This is a genomic window from Herbidospora sp. RD11066 (assembly GCF_054661255.1).
The window spans coordinates 52,548-77,903 of the sequence record NZ_BAAGDO010000005.1; the positions used below are offsets into that span (position 1 = coordinate 52,548).

Below are 25,356 nucleotides of genomic sequence, written 5' to 3' on the forward strand. Positions count from 1 at the left end.
TGGAGGAATTCCACGGACTGCCATATAGTTAGCAAAGGTAATGACTCATGCTAACGAATCCTCAGAAAACGGAACCGGCTGCGAACCTGCGCAGCGACGCCGGCCTGGCGTCCGCGCTGCGCGTGTCGCTGGCGCGGCTGACCCGTCGCCTGCGCAAACAGGCCACGGGCCACATCCTGACGCCCACGCAGCTCGCGGCCTTGGCCGCCGTCGAGCGGCACACCACGATGACCCCCGGCGAACTGGCCGACCACGAGAAGGTGCAACCTCCCTCGATGACCAGGGTGGTCACCCATCTGGAGGAACGCGGCCTGCTGGCCCGCTCGCCCCACCCCACCGACCGTCGTCAGGTGACCCTGTCGGTCACCCCGGCGGGCGAGGCCCTGCTGAAAGAGGAGCGCCGCCGCAAGGAGGCCTGGCTCGCCCAGCGCCTCGGCGAACTGACTCCGGAGGAGAAGGCGATCCTGCGCCAGGCCGCCCCGATCCTGGAGAAGCTCTCCCAAATGTGAGACGCCTGCGCACCGCGGCGGATCTGGCGAAGTGGACGGGAGTGGGGCCGGTTCGGGAGTCCGGCCCGACTCCGACCACCGCGCCCGGCCCGGCATCGGCCGGAGCTTCCGGGAGCTCGATCGCCGGGATCTCGGCAGGCCGGAAGGCCAAGGCCGGGTCTGGCCAGGAGGCGCGTCCGGGGGAAAGGGCCAAAAATGAGGTCGGGTCGGGGGTGGAGGCTGAAGCCGCTTCGGCTGGGGAACTCGGCTCCGAGGTGGCGATCGAGGCTCCCTCGGCTTCCGGTGATCCGTCGGAAAAATCCGGCATGTTCCGGTCGTTGCGTAACTACAACTACCGGTTGTTCCTCTCCGGCTCTGTGGTCTCCAATGTCGGCACGTGGATGCAGCGCACCGCCCAGGACTGGCTCGTCTTGAGCCTGACCGGTGGGTCGGGTACCGCGCTGGGCATCACGGTGGCGCTCCAGTTCCTGCCGATCATGCTGTTCGGGATGTGGGGCGGCGTGCTGGCCGACCGGTTCCCGAAGCGGCGGCTGCTGATGACCGCGCAGACGCTGATGGCGCTGCTGGCGCTGGCCATGGGTGTGCTGACCGTCACCGGAAACGCCGAGGTCTGGCACGTCTACGTCATGGCCTTCACCCTCGGCCTGCTGGCCTGCATCGAGGTGCCCACCCGGCAGTCGTTCGTGGTCGAGATGGTCGGCCGCGACGACCTGTCGAACGCCATCGCGCTGAACAGCTCCTCGTTCAACCTGGCCCGCGTGGTCGGCCCGGCCGTCGCCGGTCTGCTGATCAACTGGCTGGGCGGCACCGGGCCGCTGTTCCTGGCCAACGCCCTCACCTTCGCGTTCACCATCGGCGGGATGCTGCTGATGCGCAAGGCCGAACTCCGCACCCCGGAGCCGGTCAAACGCGGCAAGGGCCAGGCCAGAGAGGGCCTGCGCTACGTGTTCGGCAACCCCGACCTGCTGCTGCCGGTGCTCATGGTCGCCTTCGTGGCCGTCTTCGCGCAGAGTTTCAGCACGTCGATCGCGCTCATGTCGACCGAGGTGTTCGACTCGGGGGCGTCGGCGTTCGGCATCGCGAGCAGCGCGTTCGCCATCGGGGCCGTCGTGGGGGCGCTCCAGGCCGCCCGGCGGGTGACCCCGTCGCGGCGCACGCTGATCATCGGGGGTGTGGCCTTCGGGCTGTTCCAGATCGCGGCGGCGTTCAGCCCCGGATATTGGGCGTTCCTGGTGGCGCTGGTCCCGGCCGGGCTGGCGATGATCACCGTCCAGACGACCGCGAACTCGACCCTGCAGCTCGGGGCCTCCAGCGAGATGCGCGGCCGGGTCATGGGAATCTACGTTCTCGTCTTCACCGCCGGAGCGCCGATCGGCGCCCCGCTGATCGGCTGGATCGCCGAACTGGCCGGTCCGCGGGTCGGCATCCTGGTCTCCGGCCTGCTCAGCCTGACCGGGGTCGCGCTGGCCCTGCTGGTCACGAAACTGGTCGCGGCCCGCAAAACCGTGGCCCTCAACCCCGCCGCCGCTTCGGTCGCGGTCTGACGACGGTCAGCGGCACCCCATGAGCTTGGCTAGGCTCGACGCCGTGGACCGTCCCCGCCGCTGGCTGCTACCGACCGTGCTCGGTGTGCTCATGCTGCTCGTCGTCGCGGGCGCACTCCTCCAATGACCCGTGCCTACCGTGTCAGCAACCACCTGATGGCCTCGGCGGCGTCGACCACGATGTGATCGGGCTCGCCGGTCGCTTCCGGCCAGAGGCGGCCGCGGCTGACCCAGACCGTGTGTAGACCGGCGGCCCGCCCGCCGTCGATGTCGGCCGTCACGCTGTCGCCGACCATCCACCCGCCCCCGGTCAGGGCCAGACCGCATCGTCCGGCGGCGAGTTCGAACAGCCTCTGTTCCGGTTTGCGGACGTCCTCCGCTCCGGAGATCGCCCAGCCGTCGACGCGCCCGGCCACTCGGGTGTGGGTCATCGTCGCCAGCTGAATGTCGGCGAGGCCGTTGGTGACCAGGCCGATCTTCCATCCCGCGTGACGCAACCGGGCGAGCCCGGCCAGGGCCCCCGGGACGGCCGGGATCAGGGCCGGATGGCGATGGCGATATTGGGCCTCCAGCTCCGCGACGGAGTCGGGCAGGGAGAGTCTCTCCCGGAGCCGGGTGAAGAATTCGATCTTCGGTACGAGGCCGTCCCCGTCCGCGGCCACGATCCATTCGACCTCACGGGCGTCGATGTCACGCCCCGCGCAGAATTCGGCCGCCCACAGGCGCAGCCCCGCCGCCCGATCCACCAGTGTGTTGTCCAGATCGAAGAGCGCCAGACGCTGCGTGACGGTTCACCCCTTCTCACCGGCGACGGGGCCTCGCGCGCCGGAGCGGCGGGGACGTGGGTCGGTGTCCCCGCCGCCGGGAACCTGATCTACCAGGCGTAGGCCTCGGGGGCGGTGCCGCCCGGGCCGGGGAAGATCTCGTCGATGCGGGCCAGGGCCTTGTCGTCGAGCTTGATCTCCAGGGCTCGCAGGGAGCCGTTGAGCTGGTCGGCGGTGCGCGGGCCGATGATCGGGGCGGTCACCGCCTTCTGGTGGAGGAGCCAGGCCAGGCCGGTGTTGGCCGGGTCTTCGCCCAGGTCGTCACAGAAGGCCTCCCACTGCTCGATCTGCGGGCGGACCTTCTCCAGGGCCTCGATCTGGTCGGGGTTGGCGCTGCGGCCCTTGTCGATCTTGCGGAGGACGCCGCCGAGGAGGCCACCGGCCAGCGGGCTCCAGGGGATGACGCCCAGGCCGTAGTCCTCACACGCGGGCAGGACCTCGAGCTCGACCGAGCGCTCCAGCAGGTGGTACTTCGACTGCTCGCTCACCAGGCCGAGGAAGTTGCGGCGCCTGGCGGTCTCCTGGGCCTTGGCGATGTGCCAGCCGGCGAAGTTCGAGGAGCCGACGTAGAGGATCTTGCCCTGCTGGCGGAGCACCTCCATGGCCTCCCAGAACTCCTCGAACGGGGTGTTCCGGTCGACGTGGTGGGCCTGGTAGACGTCGATGTAGTCGGTCTGCATGCGCTTCAGCGAGGCGTCGCAGGCGCGGCGGATGTTCAGCGCCGACAGGAAGGTCTCGTTGGGCCAGTCGCCCATCGAGCCGTAGAGCTTGGTGGCGATGACGGTCTTCTCACGACGGCCGCCGCCCTGGGCGAACCACCGGCCGATGATCTGCTCGGTGACGCCCTCGCCCTTCTTCCACCCGTAGACGTTGGCGGTGTCGAAGAAGTTGATGCCCAGCTCATGGGCGCGATCCATGATCGCGAAGGAGTCCTCCTCCGTGGTCTGCGGGCCGAAGTTCATCGTGCCCAGGCAGAGCTTGCTGACCTTGAGTCCGGTACGACCGAGCTGCGCGTAGTCCATGCTTCCCACCTTAGGAACCTGGAGTGGACTCCAGCCAAGCCCTCGCTTCCGGAGGCGCGACCATCAGACAAGGCAGGATGTCTCTATGGGGTGGACTTTTCGGGGGATGGCGCTGGCGGCGTTGATCCTGCTCGTGTGGGCGGTTCCGGCGCAGGCCGACGACGATGAGCTGTTCGAGTTCGCCGATGCGCGGATCACCGAGTCGAGCGGGCTGGCGGTCTCGCCCACGCACCCCGGGATCATCTACACACACAACGACAGCGCGGCGGCGCCCGTCTTCTACGCCGTCGACTCCTCCACTGGGCGGACCAAGGCGGCGTACACGATCAGGAACGCCGAGGCCCGCGACTGGGAGGGCATGGCGGCCTATCGTGACCGGTCGGGGCGCGGGGTGCTGTTCTTCGGGGATATCGGGGACAACCTCGACGGGGCCTGGCAGGACATCTCCGTCTACAAGGTCACCGAGCCGAACCGGCTGCGCGGGGGCGCCATCGACGCGGTCCGCTACCGGTTCCGGTATGCCGACGGGGCGCGCAACGCCGAGGGCCTGATGGTCGATCCCCGCACGGGGCGGCTCTACATCGTGACCAAGGAGTTCGACGGGCTCATCTACGCCGCGCCCAAGCAGCTGCGGACCGATCGGGTGAATGTCCTGAAGCGGGTGGGGTCGGCTCCGACAATGGCCACCGACGCGGCCTTCGCGCCCGACGGGTCGAGTTTCGTGGTGCGGACCTACTTCTCGGCGACCCTCTACCGGAAGATCGACGACGAGATCTCCGGGGTCGGGATGCCCATGCTGCGCCAGTCCGAGTCGATCACCTACTCCGCCGACGGGAAGTCGCTGCTGACGGGCTCCGAGGGGGAGCACAGTCCGGTCGTGCGGGTCCCCCTGCCGGAGAGCGCCAAGCCGAGCCCGTCGCCGACCCCCGAGGCCACGAAGGCGAGCCCGGCGGCGCAACCGGTGGCCTCCGAGTCGCAGGAGACGGGCGGCGGGTTCATGATCGCCCTGTGGCTGGGCGTGGCGGTGGGGGCGATCGGGATCATCTTCGGCATCGCCCGATGGGCCGGGCGGTAGACCGGGGCTTCTTTGTAATTCACATACCGGGATACTCACCGCGAATTGAGTAGGTGCTCCATAGCGCCCACGTGGGCTTACGCGGGATCGTTCCCGTATGCACACCGCCGGCTCTCCAGCCTGCCCCGATTGCGGTGCCCCGCTCGACGGGTCACCACGCCGATGCCCGGCCTGCGAGCTTCCGCTGCACGGCCCGATCGCGGCTGAGCTCTGGCAGCTCGACCTCGCCCTGAACGATCTGCGGGGGCGCGAGGCCCGGCTGCTCGGCCGGAGAACGGAACTGCTGACCGCACTCCGCGCCGCCGGAGAGAACCAGCCGGCCGACGCTTGGACCGCGGGGGCCCAGGCGTCGGCAAGCAGCCCGGCGAGCGGCTCGGCCGAAACCCAGGCGGGCCACCCGGGGGGATTCGCCGGTCAGCCGATGCCGCCTAAGCGGGAGATGTCCCCGTCCACTGTCAGGAATCTGCTGCTCGGGCTCGGTGGGCTGCTGCTCGTCGTGGCCGCCGTGGTGTTCACGATCGTGAGCTGGGGGTCCGTGGGGATCGGGGGGCGGGCCGCGATTCTGCTCGGGTTCACCGCGCTCACCTTCGCGGCGCCGTTTGTCCTGGTCAAGCGAGGGCTCAAGGCGACCGCCGAGACGCTCGCGATCCTCGGCGTGGCGCTGTTCCTGCTCGACGGGTACGCCGCCTACCAGGTCTGGTTCGAGGGCCGGGTGGGGGCGCTGTCGTACACGGCGGGGTTGATCGCGCTGGCGGCGGTGGTGTTCGGGGTCTACGGACCGGTGGCCAGGCTCTCGCTGCCGCTTCCGGTCGCGATCGGGCTGGCCCAGTTCCCGCTGATCATCCTCAGCGCCGACCAGACCCAGGCGCACGCCGCCGGGGCGCTGATCCTGACGGCCGCGATCGACATCGCCCTGTGGCTGAGCACGCGGCAGAAGGTCGCGCTGGCGGGGCTCTTCGCGACGTGGGTTCTCGGGTGCATTGTCGCGCTCTTCCGGACGACCGGGTATCTCGACGACCTGTCGACGGCCTCCACTTACGGCGCCCTGCTCGCGGTGGCCGCCGTCGAGGCGGGGTTCATGGCGCTGCGGGCGAAGAAGTATCCGCTGGTGCCGATCATCGGCGGTGTTCTCGCGGGGGTGTTCGCGGTGCGGACGCCGGTCATGGTGGTCGTCCCGGACGAGTGGGCCGTCGTGGTCCTTCCGGCGATCGCGGGCGCTTTCGCGCTGGCGCTGCGCAAGGAGGCCAGGGTCACGGCGCTGGGTGTCGGGGCGGTGAGTTCGCTCATCGTGCTGGTGCCCGTGGCCGTCGTGCTGCGCGGACCCGATCGGGGCGTCTGGTCGAGCGGGCTGAGCCTCGGCGCGGGCGACTTCCTGAGCCGGGCCGAGTGGATCCCGAGTGTGCCGGATCTGGTGCTGATGGTGCTGGTCACGGTGGTGCTGGCGCTGACCGTCAAGCAGCGGATGGCGGCGGTGATCGCGGGTGTGGTGACGGTCGCGTTCGTGCCGCCGGTGTTCGATCTGCCCTATGTGTACATGCTGATGGTGCTGCTCGCGCTGACTGTCGCGTCGGCCTCGGTGATGGTGGCCTCCTACGTCTGGCTGGCGCTGGCGATCGGGGTCGTCGCCACGGTGTGGGGGCTGGTCAGTGAGACGGGCACGCTGATCGTCCTGCCCGCGCTGGCCCTCATCGCCGGGTGGGTCGCCTTCAAGGACGCGAAGCTGCGCGTCTGGGCGGCCAACGTGGCCGTCATCTATGCCGGTGGGTTCGCGGTCGCGGTCTGGCTGTCGGCGGGGCAGGAGGCCCGGTTCCTCCCGTTCGTGCTGCTCGCGGTGGCCGCCGCCGCGGCGCCCTGGCGGGTCACCGAGATCGGGGCCGGGGTCGTCGGGCTGGCGGGGCTCGTGCTCGTCCACGACCTGAGGACGTTCAGTCTCGCCGCCGCCACGGCCGGAGTGATCGCGGCCGGGGTCGCGCTGCGCAAGGAGCGCGGGAACGTCGCCTATCTCGCCACCGCGCTGCTGCTACTCGCCTCGTGGTCGCGGCTCTACGCCGACGACGTCACGCTGGTCGAGGCCTATACGGCGCCGTTCTCGGTGGTGCTGCTCGCTTTCGGGTGGTGGAAGGCGCGGAGCGCGTCGTCGTGGCGGGCTTATGGCGCGGGGCTGACGTTCACGCTGCTGCCGAGCCTGTTCGTGCTCTACGACCAGCCCGAAGGGTGGGTGCGGCCGCTGGCGTTGGGCCTGGTCGCGCTGGTCGTGCTCGTGGTCGGGGCGTTGAAGCGGCTCCAGGCGCCCGCGGTGCTCGGCGGGTTCACGCTGGCGGCGGTGACCGTCCACGAGATCGCGCCGTGGGTGGTCGATCTGGTGCTGCTGGTGCCCCGGTGGGTGCCGATGGCGGCGGGCGGGCTGCTGTTGCTGCTGGTCGGGGCGACGTATGAGAGCCGGATCCGCGACGTCAAGCGGGTCGGCGCGGCGATCCGGGGTCTGCGGTGAAGCGTTCGACGAACTCCTCGCCCCGCAGAGCGCGTTCGACCAGGGCGATCGAGGCCGCCAGGGCCACCAGTCTGGGGCCCTCGCGGCGGTAGACCTCCAAGACCGCCTCGACCACATGGGGCGGCAGGTGTTCCTTCAGGTCGACGGCGGCGTCGCGGTAACCGGCCCGCGCGCCCTCCACCTGGGCCCGCACGGTGTGGCCCGCCATCCGGGCCAGCGCCAGCGGATGGCGGCGCAGCACCCCGTAGGCGCGGTAGTCGGGCGGCACGGCGTCGAGCAGCCAGTTGACCGCCGATGTCTGCCAGTCGGGGCTACCCGGAGGGGGTACCTCGGTCGGCCATCCCGGAGGAACGTACACGTCACCCACTCTAACCGAACGTGAGTTCGACCACGAATGTGTGACAATCAGGGCATGAAGATCGGGGTCGTCGGAGCCGGCATCCTCGGGCTCGCGGTGGCGCGCGAACTGACCTCCCGGGGCGCCGAGGTGACGGTGCTGGAGAAGGAAGACCACGTCGCCGCCCACCAGACCGGGCACAACAGCGGGGTCGTCCACGCCGGGATCTATTACCGGCCAGGGTCTTTGAAGGCGCGGCTGTGCCGTGAGGGCGTCGCGCTGCTGCGCGACTACTGCCGGGAGCACGGGCTGCCCTACGACGAGGTCGGCAAGCTCGTGATCGCCTCGACGCGCGCCGAGCGGGCGGGGCTGCGGGAGATCGCGGACCGGGCGCGGGCGAACGGCGTACCGGATATTTCGGAGCTTGACGCTCTCGGCCTCCGCGAGATCGAACCCCATGCGGTCGGTGTCGGCGCCGTGCATTCTCCGCACACCGCCGTCGCGGACTTTCCCGCCGTAGCCCGGCATCTCGCCGCCAATTTGGATGTACGGCTCTCGCACCCCGTATCGGCCATCCACGAGTCGGCCACGGCCGTGGCAGCGGGGAATCTCCGGTTCGATCGCCTGGTGGTCTGCGCCGGACTGGGCACCGACGCCCTCGCGGGCAGGGGCGACCTCCGGATCGTCCCGTTCCGCGGTGAGTACTTCCGGCTGGCGGGCCCGGCGAAAGACCTGGTCAGGGGCCTGATCTACCCCGTACCCGACCCGAGGTTCCCCTTCCTCGGCGTCCACCTGACGAAGCGGATCGACGGCGAGGTGCTGGTCGGCCCCAACGCGGTGATGGCGCTGGCGCTGGAGGGCTACTCGTGGCGTGACGTGCGGGTTCGCGAACTGGCCCGGATCCTGGCCTGGCCCGGCACCAGGAGGATGGCCCGCCGCCACTGGCTGACCGGCCTGCGCGAGCTGAACGGCTCCCTGCGGCCGTCGGCGTTCCTCAGGGCGGCCCGCCGCTACGTCCCCGCGCTCACCGCGGGCGACCTGGTCAGGGCGGAGAGCGGGGTGCGGGCCCAGGCGGTCGGACGCGACGGCACGCTGATCGACGACTTCGCCATCGACCGGCACGGACGGGTGCTGATCGTGCGCAACGCGCCCTCCCCGGCGGCGACTTCCAGCTTCGCCATCGCCCGGCATGTGGCTGATTTGACGGCAGCTTTAAGCGATCCTTCATAAAGTGCTCAGGTACGTCCCCCTCGTCCGAGAAGATGCCCATAGTGACTCCTGAAGCCCGACTGCTGATCGTCGAAGACGAGCCGAACATCCTCGAACTGCTGGCCGCGAGCCTCCGGTACGCGGGATTCGACGTCAGCACCGCCTCCAGCGGCACCGACGGCGTCGCCGCGGCGACCCGCCACCGGCCCGACCTGATCGTGCTCGACGTCATGCTGCCCGACATGGACGGCTTCGACGTCGTCCGCAGGCTGCGCGGCGGCGGCACGTTCACCCCGGTCCTGTTCCTCACCGCGCGCGACGCGACGGAGGACAAGATCCGCGGCCTGACCCTCGGCGGCGACGACTACGTGACCAAGCCGTTCTCGCTGGAAGAGGTCATCGCCCGCATCCGCGCCGTGCTGCGCCGCACCGCCGGCGACCCCACCGCGCCGCCGCCCCGGCTGACCTTCGCCGACATCGAACTCGACGAGGAGTCCCACGAGGTCTGGCGGTCGGGCAACCCGGTGCCGCTGTCGCCGACCGAGTTCAAGCTGCTGCGCTACTTCATGGCCAACGCCGGACGGGTGCTGTCGAAGGCGCAGATCCTCGACCACGTCTGGGACTACGACTTCCGGGGCGACGCGGGGATCGTGGAGTCGTACGTGTCGGTGCTCCGCCGCAAGATCGACAGCCGGTCGGCTCCTCGCCTCATCCACACCCTGCGCGGTGTCGGCTACGTGATGCGAACGTCGGTGTGACATGAGCCGGGTGTCGCTGCGTACGAAGCTGATCGCGGCGATGCTCGCCCTGGTCGCCTGGACCCTGCTGGTGATCGGCGCGGCCAGCGTCTCCCTGCTCCGCAGCTACCTGGTCGACCGCGTCGACGAACAGGTGACCAAACTCAGCGACCAGACCATCGGCCGCCTCGCCCACGGCGGCGACCTGGTCTACTCGGCGCAACGGCTGCCGCCGGAGGGTGTCGTCCAGCTGATCAAGCCCGACGGCACGCCCGGCCTGTCGGCCAGCGGTGAGTCGGTCACCCGCAAGCCGTCCCTCACCGACCTGCCGGCCCCCGGAGCCCCGACCGCGCACGTGTCGGAGGGCGTGTCGTGGCGGGTGAAGACCGTGCCGCTGCCCGGTGGCGGAACCCTGGTGACCGCCGTCGGCCTCGTCGGGGTCACCCAGATCACGACCAGACTCGGGATGATCGTCATCCTGGGCGGTGCCGTCGTGCTCTGCCTGGCGGCCGGACTGGGCATCCTGCTGGTGCGCCGGAGCCTGCGTCCACTGGCGGAGATCGAGAAGACCGCCGGATCGATCGCGGCCGGGAACATGAGCAGCCGCATCCCCGACCGGGACCCCCGCACCGAGGTCGGCCGCCTGGCCCACTCGCTCAACGGGATGCTCACCCAGATCGAGCGCGCCTTCGACGACCGCTCCCGCTCCGAGGCCGCCGCCCGAGAGTCGGAGGAACGCATGCGCCGCTTCGTCGCCGACGCCTCCCACGAACTGCGCACACCCTTGACGTCGATCCGCGGCTACGCGGAATTCCACCGCCAGGCCCCGCAGAGCGACGTGACCCGCCTGATGCGCCGCATCGAGAGCGAGGCCGAACGGATGAGCATCCTCGTCGAGGACCTTTTGCTGTTGGCCCGCCTCGACCAGCAGCGTCCGTTGCAGTCGAAGCCGGTGGATCTGCTGGCGATCGCCGGGGACGCCGTCCAGGACGCGCGCATCCTTTCCCCTGGACGGTCGATCTCCCTCGTGGTCGAGGGGACCACGGCGCCCATCGTGTCCGGGGACGAGGTGCGGCTGCGGCAGGTCGTGGGGAACCTGATGTCCAACGCGCTGACCCACACGCCCGACGGGGTGCCGGTGACGGTGACCGTGGGGGCGGGCGGGGAGGAGGCGTTCGTCGAGGTCGCCGACAAGGGCCCGGGAATGACGGCCGACGAGGCCGACCGCGTCTTCGAACGCTTCTACCGCGCGGATCCGGCTAGAACCCACGACGAGTCGTCGGGGACGGGGCTGGGACTGTCGATCGTGTCATCCCTGGTGAAGGCGCACGGGGGGACGGTGACGGTGACGACGTCCCCGGGGGCGGGCGCGGCCTTCCGCGTGACGCTGCGACTGGAGCCGTGATTGTGTACGGGTGTGCCTGAACAGGATCCCGACCCCTTGGTCACAGTGGACGTGTGGCTGCGCGCGGGCAACGTTCGCGCGATCCACGACCTGGTCGGAGCCGACGGCTTCTCGGCTTACGTGAACGCCGCAGTGGAACGCCGGCTCCGACGGGATCGGCTGGAGGAAAGACCCGCGACGTGATGTCCGGTCCAGTTCCCCCGGCCTCTGCTCAGAGGCCGGGGAAGGTGCTGTCCGGGAATTCGCCGTTGAGGGCTGAGGCGCCTGGGAGTTCTACCTTTTCTCCCTCGGTCAGGCCGGCGGTGATCTCTACGGTGGTGTCGCTGCGGACGCCTGTGGTGACCTTGCGCTTCGCTCCGTCGGACAGGGTGACCATGTTGTTCTGGACGGCTCTCGCCGGGATGTAGACCGCGCCCGGTGCGGCGCCTGTGACTACCTGGACGGTGGCCGTCTGTCCCAGCAGCAGGCCCTTGGGCTGGTCGTCGAAGGAGATCGTGACGCCGTATTGGACGAGGCGGTCGGTCGTGGTGGACATGGGGTCGATGTGGGTGACGGTGCCCTCGTAGGTGCCCTCGACGTTGCCCAGGGTGATGGTGGCCTGCTGGCCCGCTTTCAGGGAGCCGATGTCCGACTGGGTGAACAGGGCCTTGACCTGGAGGTCGTTCAGGTCGCCCAGACTGACGAAGGCTCCCTCGGTGTAGGGGTCGCCTTCGACGCCGTTGATCTGGAGGACCGTACCGGCCGCAGGGGCCTTGATGGTGACGCCCTTCAGGGCGTCCTTGGCGGCGTTCAGGTCGTTCGTGGCCTTGGTGACGGCCGCTTCCGCTTCGGCCTCGGTCATCTGGGGTCCGCCGCCGCCGCTCTGCTGGGGGAACTGGGTGCCGCCGCCCTGGGGGCGCTGCTGCTGCTGGGGCTGCTGACCTCCCTGGTCGCAGTTCTGCTGCGGCTGCTGTGAGGTGCCGGTGGGGGCGGCGCCGGTGGGCGAGGGGGACGGGGAAGGCGATGCGGACGGCTTGCCCGCCGGGTCGAGGTGGACCTCCGCCTCACCCTGCTGCCTCGGCTTCCACATCGGCGAAGCCGACGGCGACGGGCTCGTGACCTTGGTGAACGAGACCGCGGCGGCCCGGATGCCCTTCGAAGGCGACGGGGACGGCGAAGGAGAGGGAGACGGCGAGGGGGAAGGCGACGGAGAGGGAGACGGGGACGGCGGGGGCGGGGGCGGAGACGAGGGTGGGGGACTGCTGGGCGGGGCCGACGGCCGGGGGCTTCCCGAAGGGCTCGGTGAGCTTGACGGCCGGCCGCTCGGGCTGGTCGACGGCTGTGCGCTCGGCTGTCCTCCGGTGGGCGGGCAACTCGCCTGGCCCGTCTTCTGGGGGGTCGGGGCTGCGAAGGAGCCGCCCGTCGAGCCTGAGCCGGTGATGTCATCTAGCTGGTCTTGGGCCGCGTCCAATGACGCTTTCGCCGCGTTGTAGTTCTCTCGTGCGATCGTGTCGTCGATGCGGGCCAGGAGGGCGCCCTTCCGGACTCTGTCGCCGAGTTTGACGTACACCTTCTTGACCGTGCCGGCCGTCGAGAAGGCCAGGTCGTGGATGCCGTCGTCGATGGTGTTGCCCGCCGCGGACGCGACCGAGGTCACGTCGCCTCGCTGGGCGGCGACGAGTTCCACGTTCGAGAGGGACTGAGGGTCCTCCCTGGTCAGGATCACGCCTGTGGTCACCAGAACGACGGCGGCCAGGGTCAGGCCGCCGACGCGTAGCCGGGTACGGGTCATGGTCGTCCATCCTGGTGACTCCGCGTCATGCTTGGCTGAGGCGAAACTGCGAGTTGGCTGTGACCGCTTGACAGGAAACGTTCAGGACCGGCGGAGGGCCCTCCCAACCTGACCCGGCAGTGTCCATCCCTGTGAAGTTGTCGACGAAGCGCAGAGCGCTGATCCTGAACGCCTCCCTGGGGGTGTTGCTCCTCGGCGGGGCCGGGGCGGCCTGGGGCTCCCTCGGGGGCGGCAGCGAGCCCGCGGAGTCGGGGAACGTGCTGACCACGAGTGTCACCCGGGGGACCGTCGAATCGGCCGTGACGGCGTCGGGGGCGGTGGAGAGTTCCCGCAGCCGGTCGCTGAATTTCGCCACCCAGGGGACCGTCGACTCGATCGAGGTCGAACCGGGGCAGAAGGTGAAGAAGGGGCAGGTGCTCGCGCGGCTCGACGACGAGACCGCGCAGGAGGGCGTCGACTCGGCCAAGGCCAGCCTCGACGCGGCGGCCGACGGTGACACCGACACGGCTTCGGGTTATGCGCAATACGTCCAGGCGAAAAATGCTTATCAGGCCGCGAAGCGGACGCTCGCGGGGACGGTGATCAAGGCGCCGTTCGCCGGGACCGTGACCGCCGTCGGCGGGACGGTCGGCGGGCCCTCGCAGGTGCAGGAGGGCGGGTTCGTCGACCTCGTCGACCCGAAGAAGCTGCAGATCGTCGGGAACTTCACCGAGTCCGACGTGACCAAGCTGAAGGTCGGGCAGGCGGCCTCGATCACCTTCGACGCGATCCCGGGGGTCACGGCCGCCGGTGAGGTCGCGCTGATCGGGGCGCAGCCGCAGACGGAGAACAACGTCGTGCAGTATGCCGCCACGATCGCGCTGACCGAGATCCCCGATCAGGTCAGGCTCGGGCAGACGGCCTCGGTCAGCGTCGTGATCGACCGGGCCGAGAACGTCCTCACACTTCCGTCGGCGGTGATCACCACGGCCGGTGGACGCAGCACGGTGACCGTGCTGGAGAACGGAAAGCAGACCGTGAAGGTCGTCGAGACCGGGGTCAAGGGGACCACCGGCACCGAGATCGTCTCTGGCCTGAACGAAGGTGACCGGGTGGTGCGCCCGGTGGCCTCGACGACCGGCCAGACCGGGGGCTTCCCCGGCTTCGGCGGTGGCGGCGGCATCCGCCCCGCCGGAGGCGGTTTCGGTGGGGGCGGGCGGCAATGAGTCTGGTTCTGGACGTACGGGACGCCACGAAGGTCTACGGCGAGGGCGAGACGGCGGTGCACGCCCTGCGCGGGGTGTCCCTCCAGGTCGAGCCCGGTGACTACGTGGCGATCATGGGGGCCTCCGGCTCCGGCAAGTCGACCCTGATGAACATCATCGGCTGCCTCGACATCCCCAGCGCCGGGGAGTTCCACCTCGACGGGGTGGACGTCGGCCGCCTCGACGACCGCCAGCAGGCGGTGGTCCGCAACCGCAAGATCGGGTTCGTCTTCCAGTCGTTCAACCTGATCCCGCGGATGTCGGCCCTGATGAACGTCGAACTGCCGCTCGCGTACGGCGGGGTCAAACCGGCCGAACGGCGCAGAAGGGCGCTGGCCGCGCTCGAACTCGTGGGCCTGGCCGAACGCGTCAACCACCAGCCCAACGAGCTGAGCGGCGGCCAGCAGCAGCGCGTGGCCATCGCCCGCGCGCTGGTCAACTCGCCCACCCTGCTGCTCGCCGACGAGCCGACCGGCGCGCTCGACAGCACCTCCACCCTCGACGTGCTCGGCATCTTCGACCGCCTGTCGGCGGCCGGCCGCACGATCGTCGTCATCACCCACGAACCCGACGTCGCCGAGCACGCCAAGCGCGTGGTCCGGCTCATGGACGGGCGGATCATCGAGGACACCCGGCTCGCCCCCGTGGAGGGCCTGCCGCCGCGCCTCGCCGAGATCTCCAAGGAGGTGACCGCGTGAGCACCGTCGAGATCGTCAGGTTCGCCATCCGGGGGCTGGCGGCCAACAAGATGCGCTCGGCGCTGACCACGCTGGGCATCCTGATCGGCGTCGCGGCGGTGATTTTGCTGGTCGCGGTGGGGGAGGGCTCCTCGCAGTCGATCCAGAAGAACATCGCGCAGCTGGGCGCCAACACGCTGACCGTCAGTGCGCTGACCCAGGGCGGCCGGGGAGGTCAGCAGCAGTCCAGCGGGCCGCGTACCCAGGTCAGGGACCTGACCGTGGACGACGCCAGGGCGCTCGCCGACACCACCGCCGCGCCCAATGTCAGCTCGGTGTCGCCGGTCGTGACGGCCAACTCGTCGACGGCGTCGTACGAGGGGGCCTCCGCCACGATCTCGCAGGTCGTCGGCACCTACCCGAGCTACTTCCAGGCCTCCAACAAGCCCGTCACCAAGGGCACCTACTTCTTCAACGACGACGTGCTGGCCGCCCGCAAGGTCATCGTCATCGGGCAGACCGTGGTCGACAACCTGTTCGGCACGGTCGACCCGGTCGGCAAGCAGATCACCATCACCGGAGTGCCGTTCACGGTCGTCGGGGTGCTCAAGGAGGCCGGGTCGTCGAGCGGCTTCCAGGACGCCGACGACGTCGCCATCGCGCCCCTGCCGTCGGTGCAGCAGAGCCTCACCGGGTTCGGGCCGCTCAACCAGATCCTCGTGAAGGCCAAGTCGGCCGACGACGTGGACGCCGCCCAGGCCGAGATCACCTCGGTGCTCGACCAGCGCCACGGCATCGGCGGAACGGTCAGCGCCGACTACCAGATCCTCAACCAGGCCACCCTCCAGGAGACCGTCAGCGCCGCGACCTCGACGTTCACCGTCCTGCTGGCGGCCGTGGCGGCGATCAGCCTGCTGGTCGGCGGGATCGGGATCACCAACATCATGCTGGTCACGGTCACCGAACGGACCCGGGAGATCGGCATCCGCAAGGCGATCGGCGCCCCGCGCGGCGCGATCCTCGGCCAGTTCCTCGTCGAGGCGACCCTGCTGAGTCTCATCGGCGGCCTCCTGGGGGTCGCCATCGCGGTGGTCGGGGCCCAGTTCACGATCGCCGGCATCACCCCGGTCGTGGTGCCCAGCTCGGTCATGCTCGCGCTGGGCGTCTCGGTCGCCATCGGGCTGTTCTTCGGCAGCTATCCCGCCAACCGCGCCGCCAAGCTGCGGCCGATCGAAGCCCTGCGCTTCGAGTAAAGGAGTCACGGTGCCCAGGCGCATGTCCGCCGACGAGCTGCTGGAGACCTCCCCGTTCCGGGGAGAGCTCACCGAGGAGCTGACCGCCCGGCCCCCGAGGGCGAAACTGCCGAAGCTGACGATGCTGCTGGCCGCCGGGGTGGTCCTGGTGGCCGGGATCCTGGCCGGCATCCAGGTCCAGAAGGCGTTCGGGGAGTCGGCCGCGCCGTCGTTCCCGACCATCTCCCGCAGCGGCGGCGGTGTCCAGAACGGGTCGGGCTTTGCCGGAACGGTAGGTACCGTCAAATTGGTCGACGGCGCCAAAATCTACGTCGCCGGCTCCGACGGGACCACCACCGTCGTCACCACCGGCGACGACACCGAAGTGCGGATCTCCCAAAAGGGCAAGGTGGCCGATCTCAAGCCCGGCGCGTCGGTGGTCGTCCAGGGCGAGAAGGACGCCGACGGCAACGTCAAGGCCACCAGCGTGACCGAGGGCGGTGGCGTGCCGAGAATGCGAGCGAACCAATGACAGAGGCCAGACTCCTGGTCGTCGACGACGAACCGAACATCAGGGAACTGCTGTCGACCAGCCTCCGCTACGCCGGGTTCGAGGTGATCACCGCGGCCGACGGCAGGGAGGCGGTCGAGGCCGCCGAACGCTTCCGGCCCGACCTGATGGTCCTCGATGTCATGCTCCCCGACATGGACGGCCTGTCCGTCGCCACCCGCCTCCGGTCCGCCGGACGGCGGGTTCCCGTCGTTTTCCTGACCGCCCGCCAGTCGCACGACGACAAGATCGCGGGCCTGGCCCTCGGCGACGACTACGTCACCAAGCCGTTCTCCCTCGACGAGGTGCTGGCCCGCATCCGGGCCGTGCTGCGCCGGGCCGGGGCCGCCGACCCGGCGCCCGCGCGGCTGCGGGTGGCCGATCTGGAGATGGACGAGGACGCCCACCAGGTCTGGCGATCCGGCCGCGCGGTGAAGCTGTCGCCGACCGAGTTCAAGCTGCTGCACTACTTCATGGTCAACCAGGGCCGGGTGCTCTCGAAGGCGCAGATCCTCGACCACGTCTGGCGCTACGACTTCGGCGGCGATCGCAACGTGGTCGAGTCGTATGTGTCGTACCTGCGCAAGAAGATCGACACCCGTGACCCGAAACTGATCCACACCCTGCGCGGCGTGGGCTACGTGCTGCGTGCCCCCCGCCGATGAGGCGCGTTCCGCTGTGGGCCAGGCTGGTGGCCGGGACGCTCGTCCTGGTCGCCCTGGCGATCACGCTGACCGGCGTGTTCGCGGTGCGGCTGCTGCGCGGCTACCTGGTCGACCGCATCGACCAGCAGCTCACCGCCGCCGGGCCGCCGCTCCGCGACGCGGCCTTCACGTCTCCCGACCGGCCCCGGCCGCAGCGTCTCCCCGGCCTGTTCCACGTGCTGGTCCTCGACGCCAACGGCGGCAACCCCTTCCAGGTTGCCGCCTCGACCGGCACCGACCAGCCGCTGCTCGTCGGCCTGAACCAGGCGGCCGTCAAGGCGCTCGCCGGGCGCCCCTTCACCGTCGAATCGGTCGGTGCGGCGGGTCCCGAATGGCGGGTCGTGGCCGTGCCCACCCCAGATGGGCGCAGCCGCGTGGTGGCGGTCAGCATGGGCGACATCGACCACACGGTCGCCCGGCTGACCGCCATCGTGGCCGTGGTCGGCGCGGGGGTGCTGATCCTGCTGGGGCTGGCCTGCTTCCTGCTGGTACGCCGCAGCCTGCGTCCCCTCGGGGAGATCGAGCACACCGCCGCGGCCATCGCCGAGGGCGACCTGTCGCAGCGGGTGCCCGAACAGCCCCGCAGCACCGAGATGGGCCGCCTCGGCGGCGCGATCAACGGCATGCTGCACCAGATCGAGCTCGCCTTCCGCGACCGGGAGCAGTCGGAGGCGGCGGCCCGCGCGTCCGCCGCCGAGGCGCGGGGGTCGGAGGAGAAGATGCGCCGCTTCGTCGCCGACGCCTCCCACGAGCTGCGCACCCCGCTGACCTCGATCAGGGGGTTCGCCGAGCTCTACCGCCAGGAGGCCGACCCCGACACCGAGAAGCTGATGGGCCGCATCGAGGGCGAGGCCTCCCGCATGGGCGTCCTGGTCGACGACCTGCTCCTGCTCGCCCGGCTCGACCAGCAGAGGCCGCTCGAACTGGAGCCGGTCGACGTGCTCAGCCTGGCGGCCGGGGAGGTCCTCGACGCGCGTCTCCTGGCTCCGGAGCGTGAGATCGATCTGGTACGACTCGACGACTCCGAAGATCCCCTGATGATCGTCGGAGACGAGGCCCGGCTCCGGCAGGTCCTCGGCAACCTCGTCGGGAACGTGCTCAAGCACACGCCGGAGGGGTCGGGTTTCACCGTCGCCGTGGGCTCCTGCGGCGAACGCGTCGTGATCGAGGTCGCCGACGAGGGGCCGGGGCTGCGCGACCCGGAACGGGTCTTCGAGCGTTTCTACCGGGACGACCCCTCCCGCAGCCGGGGTGCCAGGAAGGGCGGCGCCGGGCTCGGGCTGTCGATCGCGTCGGCCCTGGTCGAGGCGCACGGAGGGAAGATCTGCGCGTCCAACGGGAAAAAGGGCGCGATCTTCCGGGTGGAGTTGCCGGTCGCTGCCGGGGAGTGACCTGGCGCCGCAGTTGCCAGCATCCTCACAGGGTTGACTCAAGGGGCTCATATGCCCGCCTACTTCGATGGGTGACGTGCAGAAGACCGTCTTCGCCGCCCTGACCGCGGCCCTCCTCCTGTCCCTGACCGCCTGCGGCGGCACCGCCGACGGGGAGACCGCCGCGGCGCCCGCGTCGTCGGGCGGACCGGGCGACCGCACCGCTTTGGCCGAGTGCCTCAAGGAGCACGGGGTCACCCTGCCCGAGGGCGGCGGAGGCTGGGGCGGCAACAGAAACGGCGGTCAGCCGGGCGGCGGCCAGCCGGGTGAACGGCCGTCGGACCGGCCTTCCGGCGAGCCTCGGGTCCGGCCTTCCGGCTTTCCTTCCATGGACGACAAGACGCGCGAGGCCTTCCAGGCCTGCGGCGGCGGCCAGATGATGGGCGGTCGTGGTGGCGGCGGCATGGACAACTCGGCCTTCAACGCCTTCCGTACCTGCATGAAGGACAACGGCGCCGAGGTCGCGAACATGCGCGAGATGAACCAGGACGACCCGGCGATCAAGAAGGCGCTGGAGAAGTGCCGGCCGTTGATGCCCACGGGAAGGCCGTCCGCGCCGCCCGCCTCGTAGACCTTTGCGGTGAGTTGGGGCGTGTGCCACGTTGTGCACGCCCTTTTGAGGGAAGTCGGACGGTATGTCCGATGACGGGTTGGCGACGGCGCTGAGAAGCCTGCGTGCGCAGCTCGGCCGCGACCTGTTCCCGCTCGCCATCGGGAACGTCGACGCCGACCGCCACGCCCAGAAGGAACTGACCGGCCAGCTCGACGACTACCTCCTGCCTCGCCTGGCCGCCATCGACGCGCCCCTGCTGGCCGTCGTCGGCGGTTCGACCGGCGCGGGCAAGTCCACCCTGGTCAACTCGCTCGTCCAGGACGACGTCACCGCCCCGGGCGTGCTGCGCCCGACGACCCTGGCGCCCACGCTGGTGGCGAGCCCGGCCGACCGGGAATGGTTCGCCTCGCCGCACGTGCTGCCGGGGATGGCCCGCTCGACCGGCGACGGCCAGCCGGGCACGCTGAAGATCGTCACCTCGCCGATGGTCCAGCCCGGCCTGGCCCTGCTGGACGCCCCCGACATCGACTCGGTCGTCACCGCCAACCGCGAACTCGCCGCCCAACTGCTCGCCGCCGCCGACCTGTGGCTGTTCGTCACGACCGCCAGCCGGTACGCCGACGAGGTCCCCTGGGGCTTCCTGCGCATCGCCAGTGAACGCAGCACCGCCATGGCGGTGATCCTCCAGCGGGTCCCCGAGGAGGCCCGCCTGCCGGTCGCGGCCGACCTGCGGCGGCTGCTCAAGGAGAACGGCCTGGGCGGTACGCCGCTGTTCGAGGTCCCGGAACTCCCGCTGCCCAGCGAGCGCGCCCGCCTGCCCGAGATGGCCGTCCGCCCGATCAAGAAGTGGCTCGACGGCCTGTCCGCCGACCACGAGGCCCGTGCCGACGTGGTGCGGCGGACCCTGAGCGGCGCCCTCGACAGCCTGTCGGTCCGGGTCCCGGCGCTGGCCGAGGCGGCCGACCGGCAACTGCTGGGCGCGGGTGAGCTGCGCGGACTGGTCGAGAAGGGCTACGACGTCGGCATGGCCGACTTCGACGAGGCCATGCGCGACGGCACCCTGCTGCGCGGCGAGGTCTTGGCCCGCTGGCAGGACTTCGTCGGCACCGGCGACCTCATGCGCTCCCTGGAGACCCGCGTCGGCTGGCTGCGCGACCACATCGTGGCCGCCTTCACCGGCCGTCCGGCCCCCGACAAGCGGCTGAGGGTGGCCCTGGAGACCGGCGTGGAGTCGCTGATCCGGACCACCGCCGACGGCTCGGCGGAACGCGCCGTGGACGCGTGGCTCTCCACACCACAGGGGCGTGACCTGCTGGAACGTACCGGAATCGAAACCGCGGGGAAGCTCGGCCGGGTCTCCCCGGACCTGTCGCCGAAGGCCGCCGCCGCGGTGCGCGACTGGCAGGGGTACGTGCTGGAGCTGGTCAGGAACGAGGGGGCCGACAAGCGCAGCATGGCCAGGGCGGCGTCGTTCGGGGTGAACGGCATGGGGCTGCTGATCATGCTGACCGTGTTCGCGTCCACGGGAGGGCTGACCGGCATCGAGATCGGCGTCGCGGGCGGCACGACCGTCCTCAGCCAGAAACTCCTGGAGGCGGTCTTCGGCGACCAGGCGGTCCGCCGCCTCACCGACGACGCCCGCGCCAACCTGCGCCAGCGGGTCAGGGACCTGTTCGACAAGGAGGCGCAGCGCTTCTACGTGCTGTTGGAAGGGATGGAGTCCACCGACACCCACGCCCTGCGCGCCGCCGCCGACGCCGTCGAACAGCGCAAGCGCGACATTCCAGGCGGTGCCGCGTGAAGCTCCTGCGGCGCCGCTCCCCGGTCTCCCTGGACGACCGCCTCAAGGCCCTCGGCGCCGCCGCCGACCTGGCCGAAGGCCGAGTGGCGAGGGAACCGGTCGAACGCGCCCACGCCGTGGTCGCCCGAGCCGGAGCCCGCGCGGGCCTGTCGGTCGACCACACGGTCGTCGCCCTGGCCGGAGCGACGGGCAGCGGCAAGTCGTCGCTGTTCAACGCCCTGGCCGGCGGCAACGTGGCCACGGTCGGCGTGACCCGCCCGACCACCTCGAAAGCACAGGGCGCCCTGTGGTCGCCGGAGGGCTCGGGCCCGCTGCTCGACTGGCTCGACGTCCCCACCAGGCACGTCGTGCGCTCCGACGAGCTGGCCGGACTGATCCTGCTCGACCTGCCCGACCACGACAGCATCGAGCTCTCCCACCGGCTGGAGGTCGACCGCCTGGTCGCCGTCGTCGACCAGCTCGTGTGGGTCATGGACCCCCAGAAGTACGCCGACGCCGCCATCCACGAGCGCTACCTCCGCCCGCTGGCCCGGCACGCCGACGTGACCATGGTCGTCCTGAACCAGGTCGACCGCCTGCCGGAGGACGCCGTCCGCCGGTGCATGGACGACCTCCGCCGCCTCCTGGCCGCTGACGGCCTGCGGGACGTGCCGATCCTGCCGGTGTCGACGGTGACGGGCCGGGGCGTACCGGAACTGAGGAATCTCCTGGCCGACCTGGTCGACCACCGCCACGCGTGGTCGTCGCGGCTGGAGGCCGACACCGCCGGCGCCGCCGACCACCTGATCGCCGCCTCCGGCGGCCTGCCCACCGCCGACCCCCGCACCCCCGACCACGAGGCCCTGGACGAAGCGCTGTCCGAGGCGGCCGGAGTCCCCTTGGTCGTCCGGGCCGTCGCCAAGGCCCACCGCCACCGGGCCGTAGCCGCCATGGGCTGGCCGGTCACCCGCTGGCTCCGCCGCTTCCGCCCCGACCCCTTGCGCCGCCTCCACCTGAGCCGCCCGACGGTGGGCCGCACCTCGCTGCCGCAGGCCCACGCGATCCAGGTCTCCCAGATGGACGCGGCCGTCCGCGCCGTCGGCCTGGAAGCGGCCGAGGGCGTCCCGGAACCGTGGGCGGCGTCGGTGCGTCGCTCGGCCCGCCAGCACCACGACCGGTTGGCCGACGCCCTCGACGGCGCGGTGGCCGGCAGCGACCTGGGCATGGAACGCCGCCCGCTGTGGTGGCGCACGGTGAACGCGCTGCAATGGCTGCTGTTCGCGACACTGCTGGCGGGCCTGGGCTGGCTGCTGGTCCTGTACGTGATGGGCTTCCTGCAACTCCCGCGCCTCTACACCCCGACGGCCGGAGACATCCCCTGGCCGACGACGTTGCTGGCCGGGGCCGCGATCGCCGGTCTGGCGGTGGCTTTGCTGACAAGGGGCCTGGCCTGGATCGGCAGCCGCCGGAAGGCCCGCAAGTCGGCCAAGGTTCTACGGGAGAACATCTCGAACGTGGCCGACCGGATGGTCATCGCCCCGATCGACCACGAACAGACCCGCTACCTCACGTTCCTGAAACAGGCCAAGGTCGCCCGCGACTAGGCGCGGTCCTTCGAGCGGTTGAGGTCCTGCAGCGGGTCCGGGACCGGCTGGCCCTTCTCGATTGAGCGGGGCAGGGAGTCCGCTTCCGCCTCGGCCTTGGCCTGGGCGGCGGCCGCCTCTGCCTCCGCGACCGCCTCCGACTTGGCCGGACGCTCGCGCGTCGACTGTTCCCGGGTCGCCGCCGACTGCGGCAGGGCCTCGGTGAAGGCCTTCGAGACGCCCTGGAGTGCCGACGTCACCTCGGAAGGAATCACCCAGAACGTGTTCCCCGGGCCGTTCGCGAGCTGCGGCAGCATCTGCAGGTACTGGTAGGCCAGCAGCTTCGGGTCGGGGTCGTTCCGGTGGACGGCCTGGAAGACCTCGTCGATCGCCTGCGACTGGCCCTCGGCCTTGAGGATCTGGCTGGTCCGCTCGCCCTCGGCCCGGAGGATGGCCGACTGCTTCTCGCCCTCGGCCGTGAGGATCTGCGACTGCCGGAGTCCCTCCGCCGTCAGGATGGCCGCTCGCTTGTCGCGCTCGGCGCGCATCTGCTTCTCCATCGCCTCCTTGATGGTCTTGGGAGGGTCGATGGCCTTGATCTCCACCCGGTTGACCCGGATGCCCCACTTGCCCGTCGCCTCGTCCAAGACCCCGCGCAGTTGGCTGTTGATGGTGTCTCTGCTGGTCAGGGTCTTCTCCAGGTCCATGCCGCCGACGACGTTCCGCAGCGTCGTCACGGTCAGCTGTTCGACGCCCTGGATGAAGTTGGCGATCTCGTAGGCCGCCGCGCGCGGGTCGGTCACCTGGAAGTACAGGACGGTGTCGATGTCGACGACCAGGTTGTCTTCCGTGATGACGGGCTGGGGCTTGAAGCTGACGACCTGTTCGCGCAGGTCGATCAGGGGGCGGACCCGGTCGATGTACGGGATCACGAAGTTCAGGCCGGGGTCCAGGGTCCGGCTGTAGCGGCCCAGGCGTTCCACGTTGGCGGCGCGGGCCTGGGGGACGATCCTGAGCGTCCGGAACACGGTGACGACCGCGAACATGGCAACGATGATCAGGATGACGAGCAGGGCGACTTCCATATGTGTCACTCCCGTGGATAGACGAGGGCGGTGGCGCCCTCGATCTCGAACACGTCGACGGTGGCGCCCACGGGGATGACGAGGGTTTCGTCATAGGCGCGGGCCGACCACTCCTCGCCGCCGATCTTGACCCGGCCGCCGCGCCCGGTGACCTCGTGGGTCACGTACGCGGGCTTGCCCACCAGGGCCGAGACGCCGAACTTCGCGGCGGGGGGCTGCTTCAGGTGCCGCTGGGCGAGGGGACGCAGGCCGAGCAGGCCGCCGCCGGAAGCGAGGATGAAGATCAGGATTTGCAGGCCGGGAGGAAGGCCGATCACGGCGGCGCCGGCGGTCAGCAGGGCCGCGGCCGAGATGATCCCCATCGCGAAGGTGAGCGTGAACAGTTCGGCCACACCGAGGGCCGCCGCCAGGATCAACCAGATGATCCACGAGTCCATGTGCACCGCCCTACCGATAGGGGGTTCTTCATATCAACCTACATGTCAGGACAGGAGAGCGCTGCCCGCCTTCCACTGGTTCCAGGCTAGTTGCCAGAACCCCCATCCGTTGGCCGCCTCCAGTGGTCTGTCCGTGCCAACGATGACCACCGGGTCGCCGCGGAGCGAATTGTCGAAGAACCACTTCGCCTGATCCGGGCGCGCGTTCACACATCCGTGGCTGACGTTCAGCCTGCCCTGGGCCCAGACGTTGTCCTTGGCGTGGACGTACTCGCCGCTGTTGGAGATGCGGACGGCGTGGTCGATCATCAGGTCGTAGTACTCGGGGTCGCCCGGTTTGCGGCCGGGGGAGACCATGCGGACCTTCTCCTTCTTCTCCATCGTCAGATGGACCCCGCTGGTGGTGGTGTATTCCCTGGTCGTGGCCATGCCGGCGCTGATCGCCATGTCCTGGGCGGGCACCCCGTCGCGCAGGACGGTCATCCGGTGGGTGCGGGTGTCGATGAGACTGGTCATGCTGCGGCCGACGACGAAGGTGGTCGTGGGGTCGGTGGTGCCGTACACCCCGGGAGCGAAGCGCAGGCCGGTGAGGTGCGCGGTGAAGCGCACCCGCGTGCCGGGCTGCCAGTAGAAGCGGGGGCGCCAGACCGCCTGGGTGTCGGAGAACCAGTGCCAGCCGCCCTCGACCGGGCGGTCGGGGACGACCTCGAAGGCGCGCTCGACCGCGGCCCGGTCGGGGACCGGCAGGGGGAAGGTGACGACGATCGGCATGCCGACGCCGACCGTCTCCTCGGGATCCGGAGCGATCTTGGGTGGCGTCGGCGGGGTGCCCATCAGGGTGCGGAAGCGGCCGGTGATCCGGCGGTCGCCGGTGACCGCCGTGACGATGTGATCGGTGCCGGGGCGCAGCGTCCACGACGAGCGCCATTCGCTGCGGGCCTTGTTGTACCTGCCGGGGACCGGCTGCCCGGCGGCGGTCACGGTGACCGACTTCAGCACGCCGCCGAAAGCGCTGATCGTCAGGCCCCGGTCGGGGACGGCCCGCTTTTCGCCCAGGGCCGGGGAGATCGCGACGCCGACGGGGGTGAGGGCGGTGACGGGTGAGCAGGCGGTCAGGGTGATGAGGGCCGTGAGCAGGCAGAGGAAACGCGGCACCG

The 25,356-nt window shown here is 70.4% G+C and carries 24 protein-coding genes; 17 read left to right on the forward strand and 7 right to left on the reverse strand.

Annotated features, from left to right (window positions below):
* The first annotated feature begins 47 nt into the window (after nt 1-47).
* Nucleotides 48-509: a MarR family winged helix-turn-helix transcriptional regulator gene (locus tag ACYQ78_RS20425; RefSeq protein WP_459802463.1), complete on the forward strand. Its 462-nt coding sequence runs from the start codon at nt 48-50 to the stop codon at nt 507-509.
* Nucleotides 506-2,053 (forward strand): MFS transporter, encoded by a 1,548-nt coding sequence (locus ACYQ78_RS20430; RefSeq protein ID WP_459802464.1) that lies wholly within the window; start codon nt 506-508, stop codon nt 2,051-2,053. Before ACYQ78_RS20425 ends, ACYQ78_RS20430 begins: the two co-directional genes overlap by 4 nt.
* 134 nt (nt 2,054-2,187) lie before the next feature.
* Here the strand turns inward: ACYQ78_RS20430 and ACYQ78_RS20435 are convergent, their stop codons facing one another.
* Nucleotides 2,188-2,829, reverse strand: coding sequence for an HAD family hydrolase (locus ACYQ78_RS20435; RefSeq protein ID WP_459802911.1), 642 nt, complete (start codon nt 2,827-2,829; stop codon nt 2,188-2,190).
* Between the two features lie 98 nt (nt 2,830-2,927).
* Nucleotides 2,928-3,899 carry an aldo/keto reductase gene (locus ACYQ78_RS20440; protein WP_459802465.1) on the reverse strand — a complete coding sequence of 324 codons (972 nt, stop codon included), beginning with the start codon at nt 3,897-3,899 and terminating at the stop codon, nt 2,928-2,930.
* A gap of 85 nt (nt 3,900-3,984) precedes the next feature.
* Here ACYQ78_RS20440 and ACYQ78_RS20445 point away from each other — a divergent pair, with 85 nt between their 5' ends.
* Both ACYQ78_RS20445 and ACYQ78_RS20450 read left to right on the forward strand, forming a co-directional pair.
* Nucleotides 3,985-4,974, forward strand: a complete 990-nt coding sequence (locus ACYQ78_RS20445; RefSeq protein ID WP_459802466.1) for a hypothetical protein — start codon at nt 3,985-3,987, stop codon at nt 4,972-4,974.
* Between the two features lie 97 nt (nt 4,975-5,071).
* A complete protein-coding gene (locus tag ACYQ78_RS20450; RefSeq protein WP_459802467.1) occupies nt 5,072-7,465 on the forward strand; it encodes an SCO7613 C-terminal domain-containing membrane protein in 2,394 nt (797 codons plus the stop codon).
* Here the strand turns inward: ACYQ78_RS20450 and ACYQ78_RS20455 are convergent.
* Complete coding sequence (locus tag ACYQ78_RS20455; RefSeq protein WP_459802468.1) at nt 7,428-7,823, reverse strand: hypothetical protein; 396 nt, start codon at nt 7,821-7,823, stop codon at nt 7,428-7,430. The genes ACYQ78_RS20450 and ACYQ78_RS20455 overlap by 38 nt on opposite strands.
* A gap of 54 nt (nt 7,824-7,877) precedes the next feature.
* Here ACYQ78_RS20455 and lhgO point away from each other — a divergent pair, with 54 nt between their 5' ends.
* Genes lhgO through ACYQ78_RS20475 form a run of 4 tightly spaced genes read left to right on the forward strand, consistent with a single transcriptional unit; the run spans nt 7,878 to nt 11,336 of the window.
* Nucleotides 7,878-9,032 (forward strand): L-2-hydroxyglutarate oxidase, encoded by a 1,155-nt coding sequence (lhgO, locus tag ACYQ78_RS20460; protein ID WP_459802469.1) that lies wholly within the window; start codon nt 7,878-7,880, stop codon nt 9,030-9,032.
* A gap of 32 nt (nt 9,033-9,064) precedes the next feature.
* On the forward strand, nt 9,065-9,769 hold the full coding sequence (locus ACYQ78_RS20465) for a response regulator transcription factor (protein ID WP_066373728.1): 705 nt from the start codon (nt 9,065-9,067) through the stop codon (nt 9,767-9,769).
* Nucleotide 9,770: 1 nt separating this feature from the next.
* Nucleotides 9,771-11,153, forward strand: a complete 1,383-nt coding sequence (locus tag ACYQ78_RS20470; protein WP_459802470.1) for a sensor histidine kinase — start codon at nt 9,771-9,773, stop codon at nt 11,151-11,153.
* Nucleotides 11,154-11,165: 12 nt separating this feature from the next.
* Entirely contained in the window at nt 11,166-11,336 is a 171-nt protein-coding gene (locus ACYQ78_RS20475) for a hypothetical protein (RefSeq protein WP_459802471.1), read from the forward strand.
* A gap of 28 nt (nt 11,337-11,364) precedes the next feature.
* Here the strand turns inward: ACYQ78_RS20475 and ACYQ78_RS20480 are convergent, their stop codons facing one another.
* Entirely contained in the window at nt 11,365-12,924 is a 1,560-nt protein-coding gene (locus tag ACYQ78_RS20480; RefSeq protein ID WP_459802472.1) for an efflux RND transporter periplasmic adaptor subunit, read from the reverse strand.
* Nucleotides 12,925-13,055: 131 nt separating this feature from the next.
* Between ACYQ78_RS20480 and ACYQ78_RS20485 the strand changes: the two genes are divergently transcribed.
* The 9 genes from ACYQ78_RS20485 (at nt 13,056) to ACYQ78_RS20525 (ending at nt 22,698) form a co-directional block, all read left to right on the forward strand.
* On the forward strand, nt 13,056-14,129 hold the full coding sequence (locus ACYQ78_RS20485) for an efflux RND transporter periplasmic adaptor subunit (protein WP_459802473.1): 1,074 nt from the start codon (nt 13,056-13,058) through the stop codon (nt 14,127-14,129).
* Nucleotides 14,126-14,866 carry an ABC transporter ATP-binding protein gene (locus tag ACYQ78_RS20490; protein ID WP_459802474.1) on the forward strand — a complete coding sequence of 247 codons (741 nt, stop codon included), beginning with the start codon at nt 14,126-14,128 and terminating at the stop codon, nt 14,864-14,866. The genes ACYQ78_RS20485 and ACYQ78_RS20490 overlap by 4 nt, the downstream gene beginning before the upstream one ends.
* Nucleotides 14,863-16,098 carry an ABC transporter permease gene (locus tag ACYQ78_RS20495; protein WP_459802475.1) on the forward strand — a complete coding sequence of 412 codons (1,236 nt, stop codon included), beginning with the start codon at nt 14,863-14,865 and terminating at the stop codon, nt 16,096-16,098. Before ACYQ78_RS20490 ends, ACYQ78_RS20495 begins: the two co-directional genes overlap by 4 nt.
* A gap of 10 nt (nt 16,099-16,108) precedes the next feature.
* Nucleotides 16,109-16,609 carry a hypothetical protein gene (locus ACYQ78_RS20500; RefSeq protein WP_459802476.1) on the forward strand — a complete coding sequence of 167 codons (501 nt, stop codon included), beginning with the start codon at nt 16,109-16,111 and terminating at the stop codon, nt 16,607-16,609.
* Nucleotides 16,606-17,292 carry a response regulator transcription factor gene (locus ACYQ78_RS20505; protein WP_459802477.1) on the forward strand — a complete coding sequence of 229 codons (687 nt, stop codon included), beginning with the start codon at nt 16,606-16,608 and terminating at the stop codon, nt 17,290-17,292. Before ACYQ78_RS20500 ends, ACYQ78_RS20505 begins: the two co-directional genes overlap by 4 nt.
* Nucleotides 17,289-18,722: an ATP-binding protein gene (locus ACYQ78_RS20510; protein WP_459802478.1), complete on the forward strand. Its 1,434-nt coding sequence runs from the start codon at nt 17,289-17,291 to the stop codon at nt 18,720-18,722. Before ACYQ78_RS20505 ends, ACYQ78_RS20510 begins: the two co-directional genes overlap by 4 nt.
* A 67-nt stretch (nt 18,723-18,789) precedes the next feature.
* Complete coding sequence (locus tag ACYQ78_RS20515; RefSeq protein WP_459802479.1) at nt 18,790-19,332, forward strand: hypothetical protein; 543 nt, start codon at nt 18,790-18,792, stop codon at nt 19,330-19,332.
* Between the two features lie 64 nt (nt 19,333-19,396).
* Nucleotides 19,397-21,115, forward strand: a complete 1,719-nt coding sequence (locus ACYQ78_RS20520) for an ABC transporter (protein ID WP_459802480.1) — start codon at nt 19,397-19,399, stop codon at nt 21,113-21,115.
* Nucleotides 21,112-22,698 (forward strand): YfjP family GTPase, encoded by a 1,587-nt coding sequence (locus ACYQ78_RS20525; protein ID WP_459802481.1) that lies wholly within the window; start codon nt 21,112-21,114, stop codon nt 22,696-22,698. The genes ACYQ78_RS20520 and ACYQ78_RS20525 overlap by 4 nt, the downstream gene beginning before the upstream one ends.
* On the opposite strand, the gene ACYQ78_RS20530 is transcribed toward ACYQ78_RS20525, so the two are convergent.
* Genes ACYQ78_RS20530 through ACYQ78_RS20540 form a run of 3 tightly spaced genes read right to left on the reverse strand, consistent with a single transcriptional unit; the run spans nt 22,695 to nt 25,354 of the window.
* Entirely contained in the window at nt 22,695-23,762 is a 1,068-nt protein-coding gene (locus tag ACYQ78_RS20530; protein ID WP_459802482.1) for an SPFH domain-containing protein, read from the reverse strand. The genes ACYQ78_RS20525 and ACYQ78_RS20530 overlap by 4 nt on opposite strands.
* A gap of 5 nt (nt 23,763-23,767) precedes the next feature.
* Nucleotides 23,768-24,199, reverse strand: coding sequence for an NfeD family protein (locus tag ACYQ78_RS20535; RefSeq protein ID WP_459802483.1), 432 nt, complete (start codon nt 24,197-24,199; stop codon nt 23,768-23,770).
* Between the two features lie 45 nt (nt 24,200-24,244).
* Entirely contained in the window at nt 24,245-25,354 is a 1,110-nt protein-coding gene (locus ACYQ78_RS20540) for a L,D-transpeptidase (RefSeq protein ID WP_459802484.1), read from the reverse strand.
* Nucleotides 25,355-25,356: the final 2 nt, after the last annotated feature.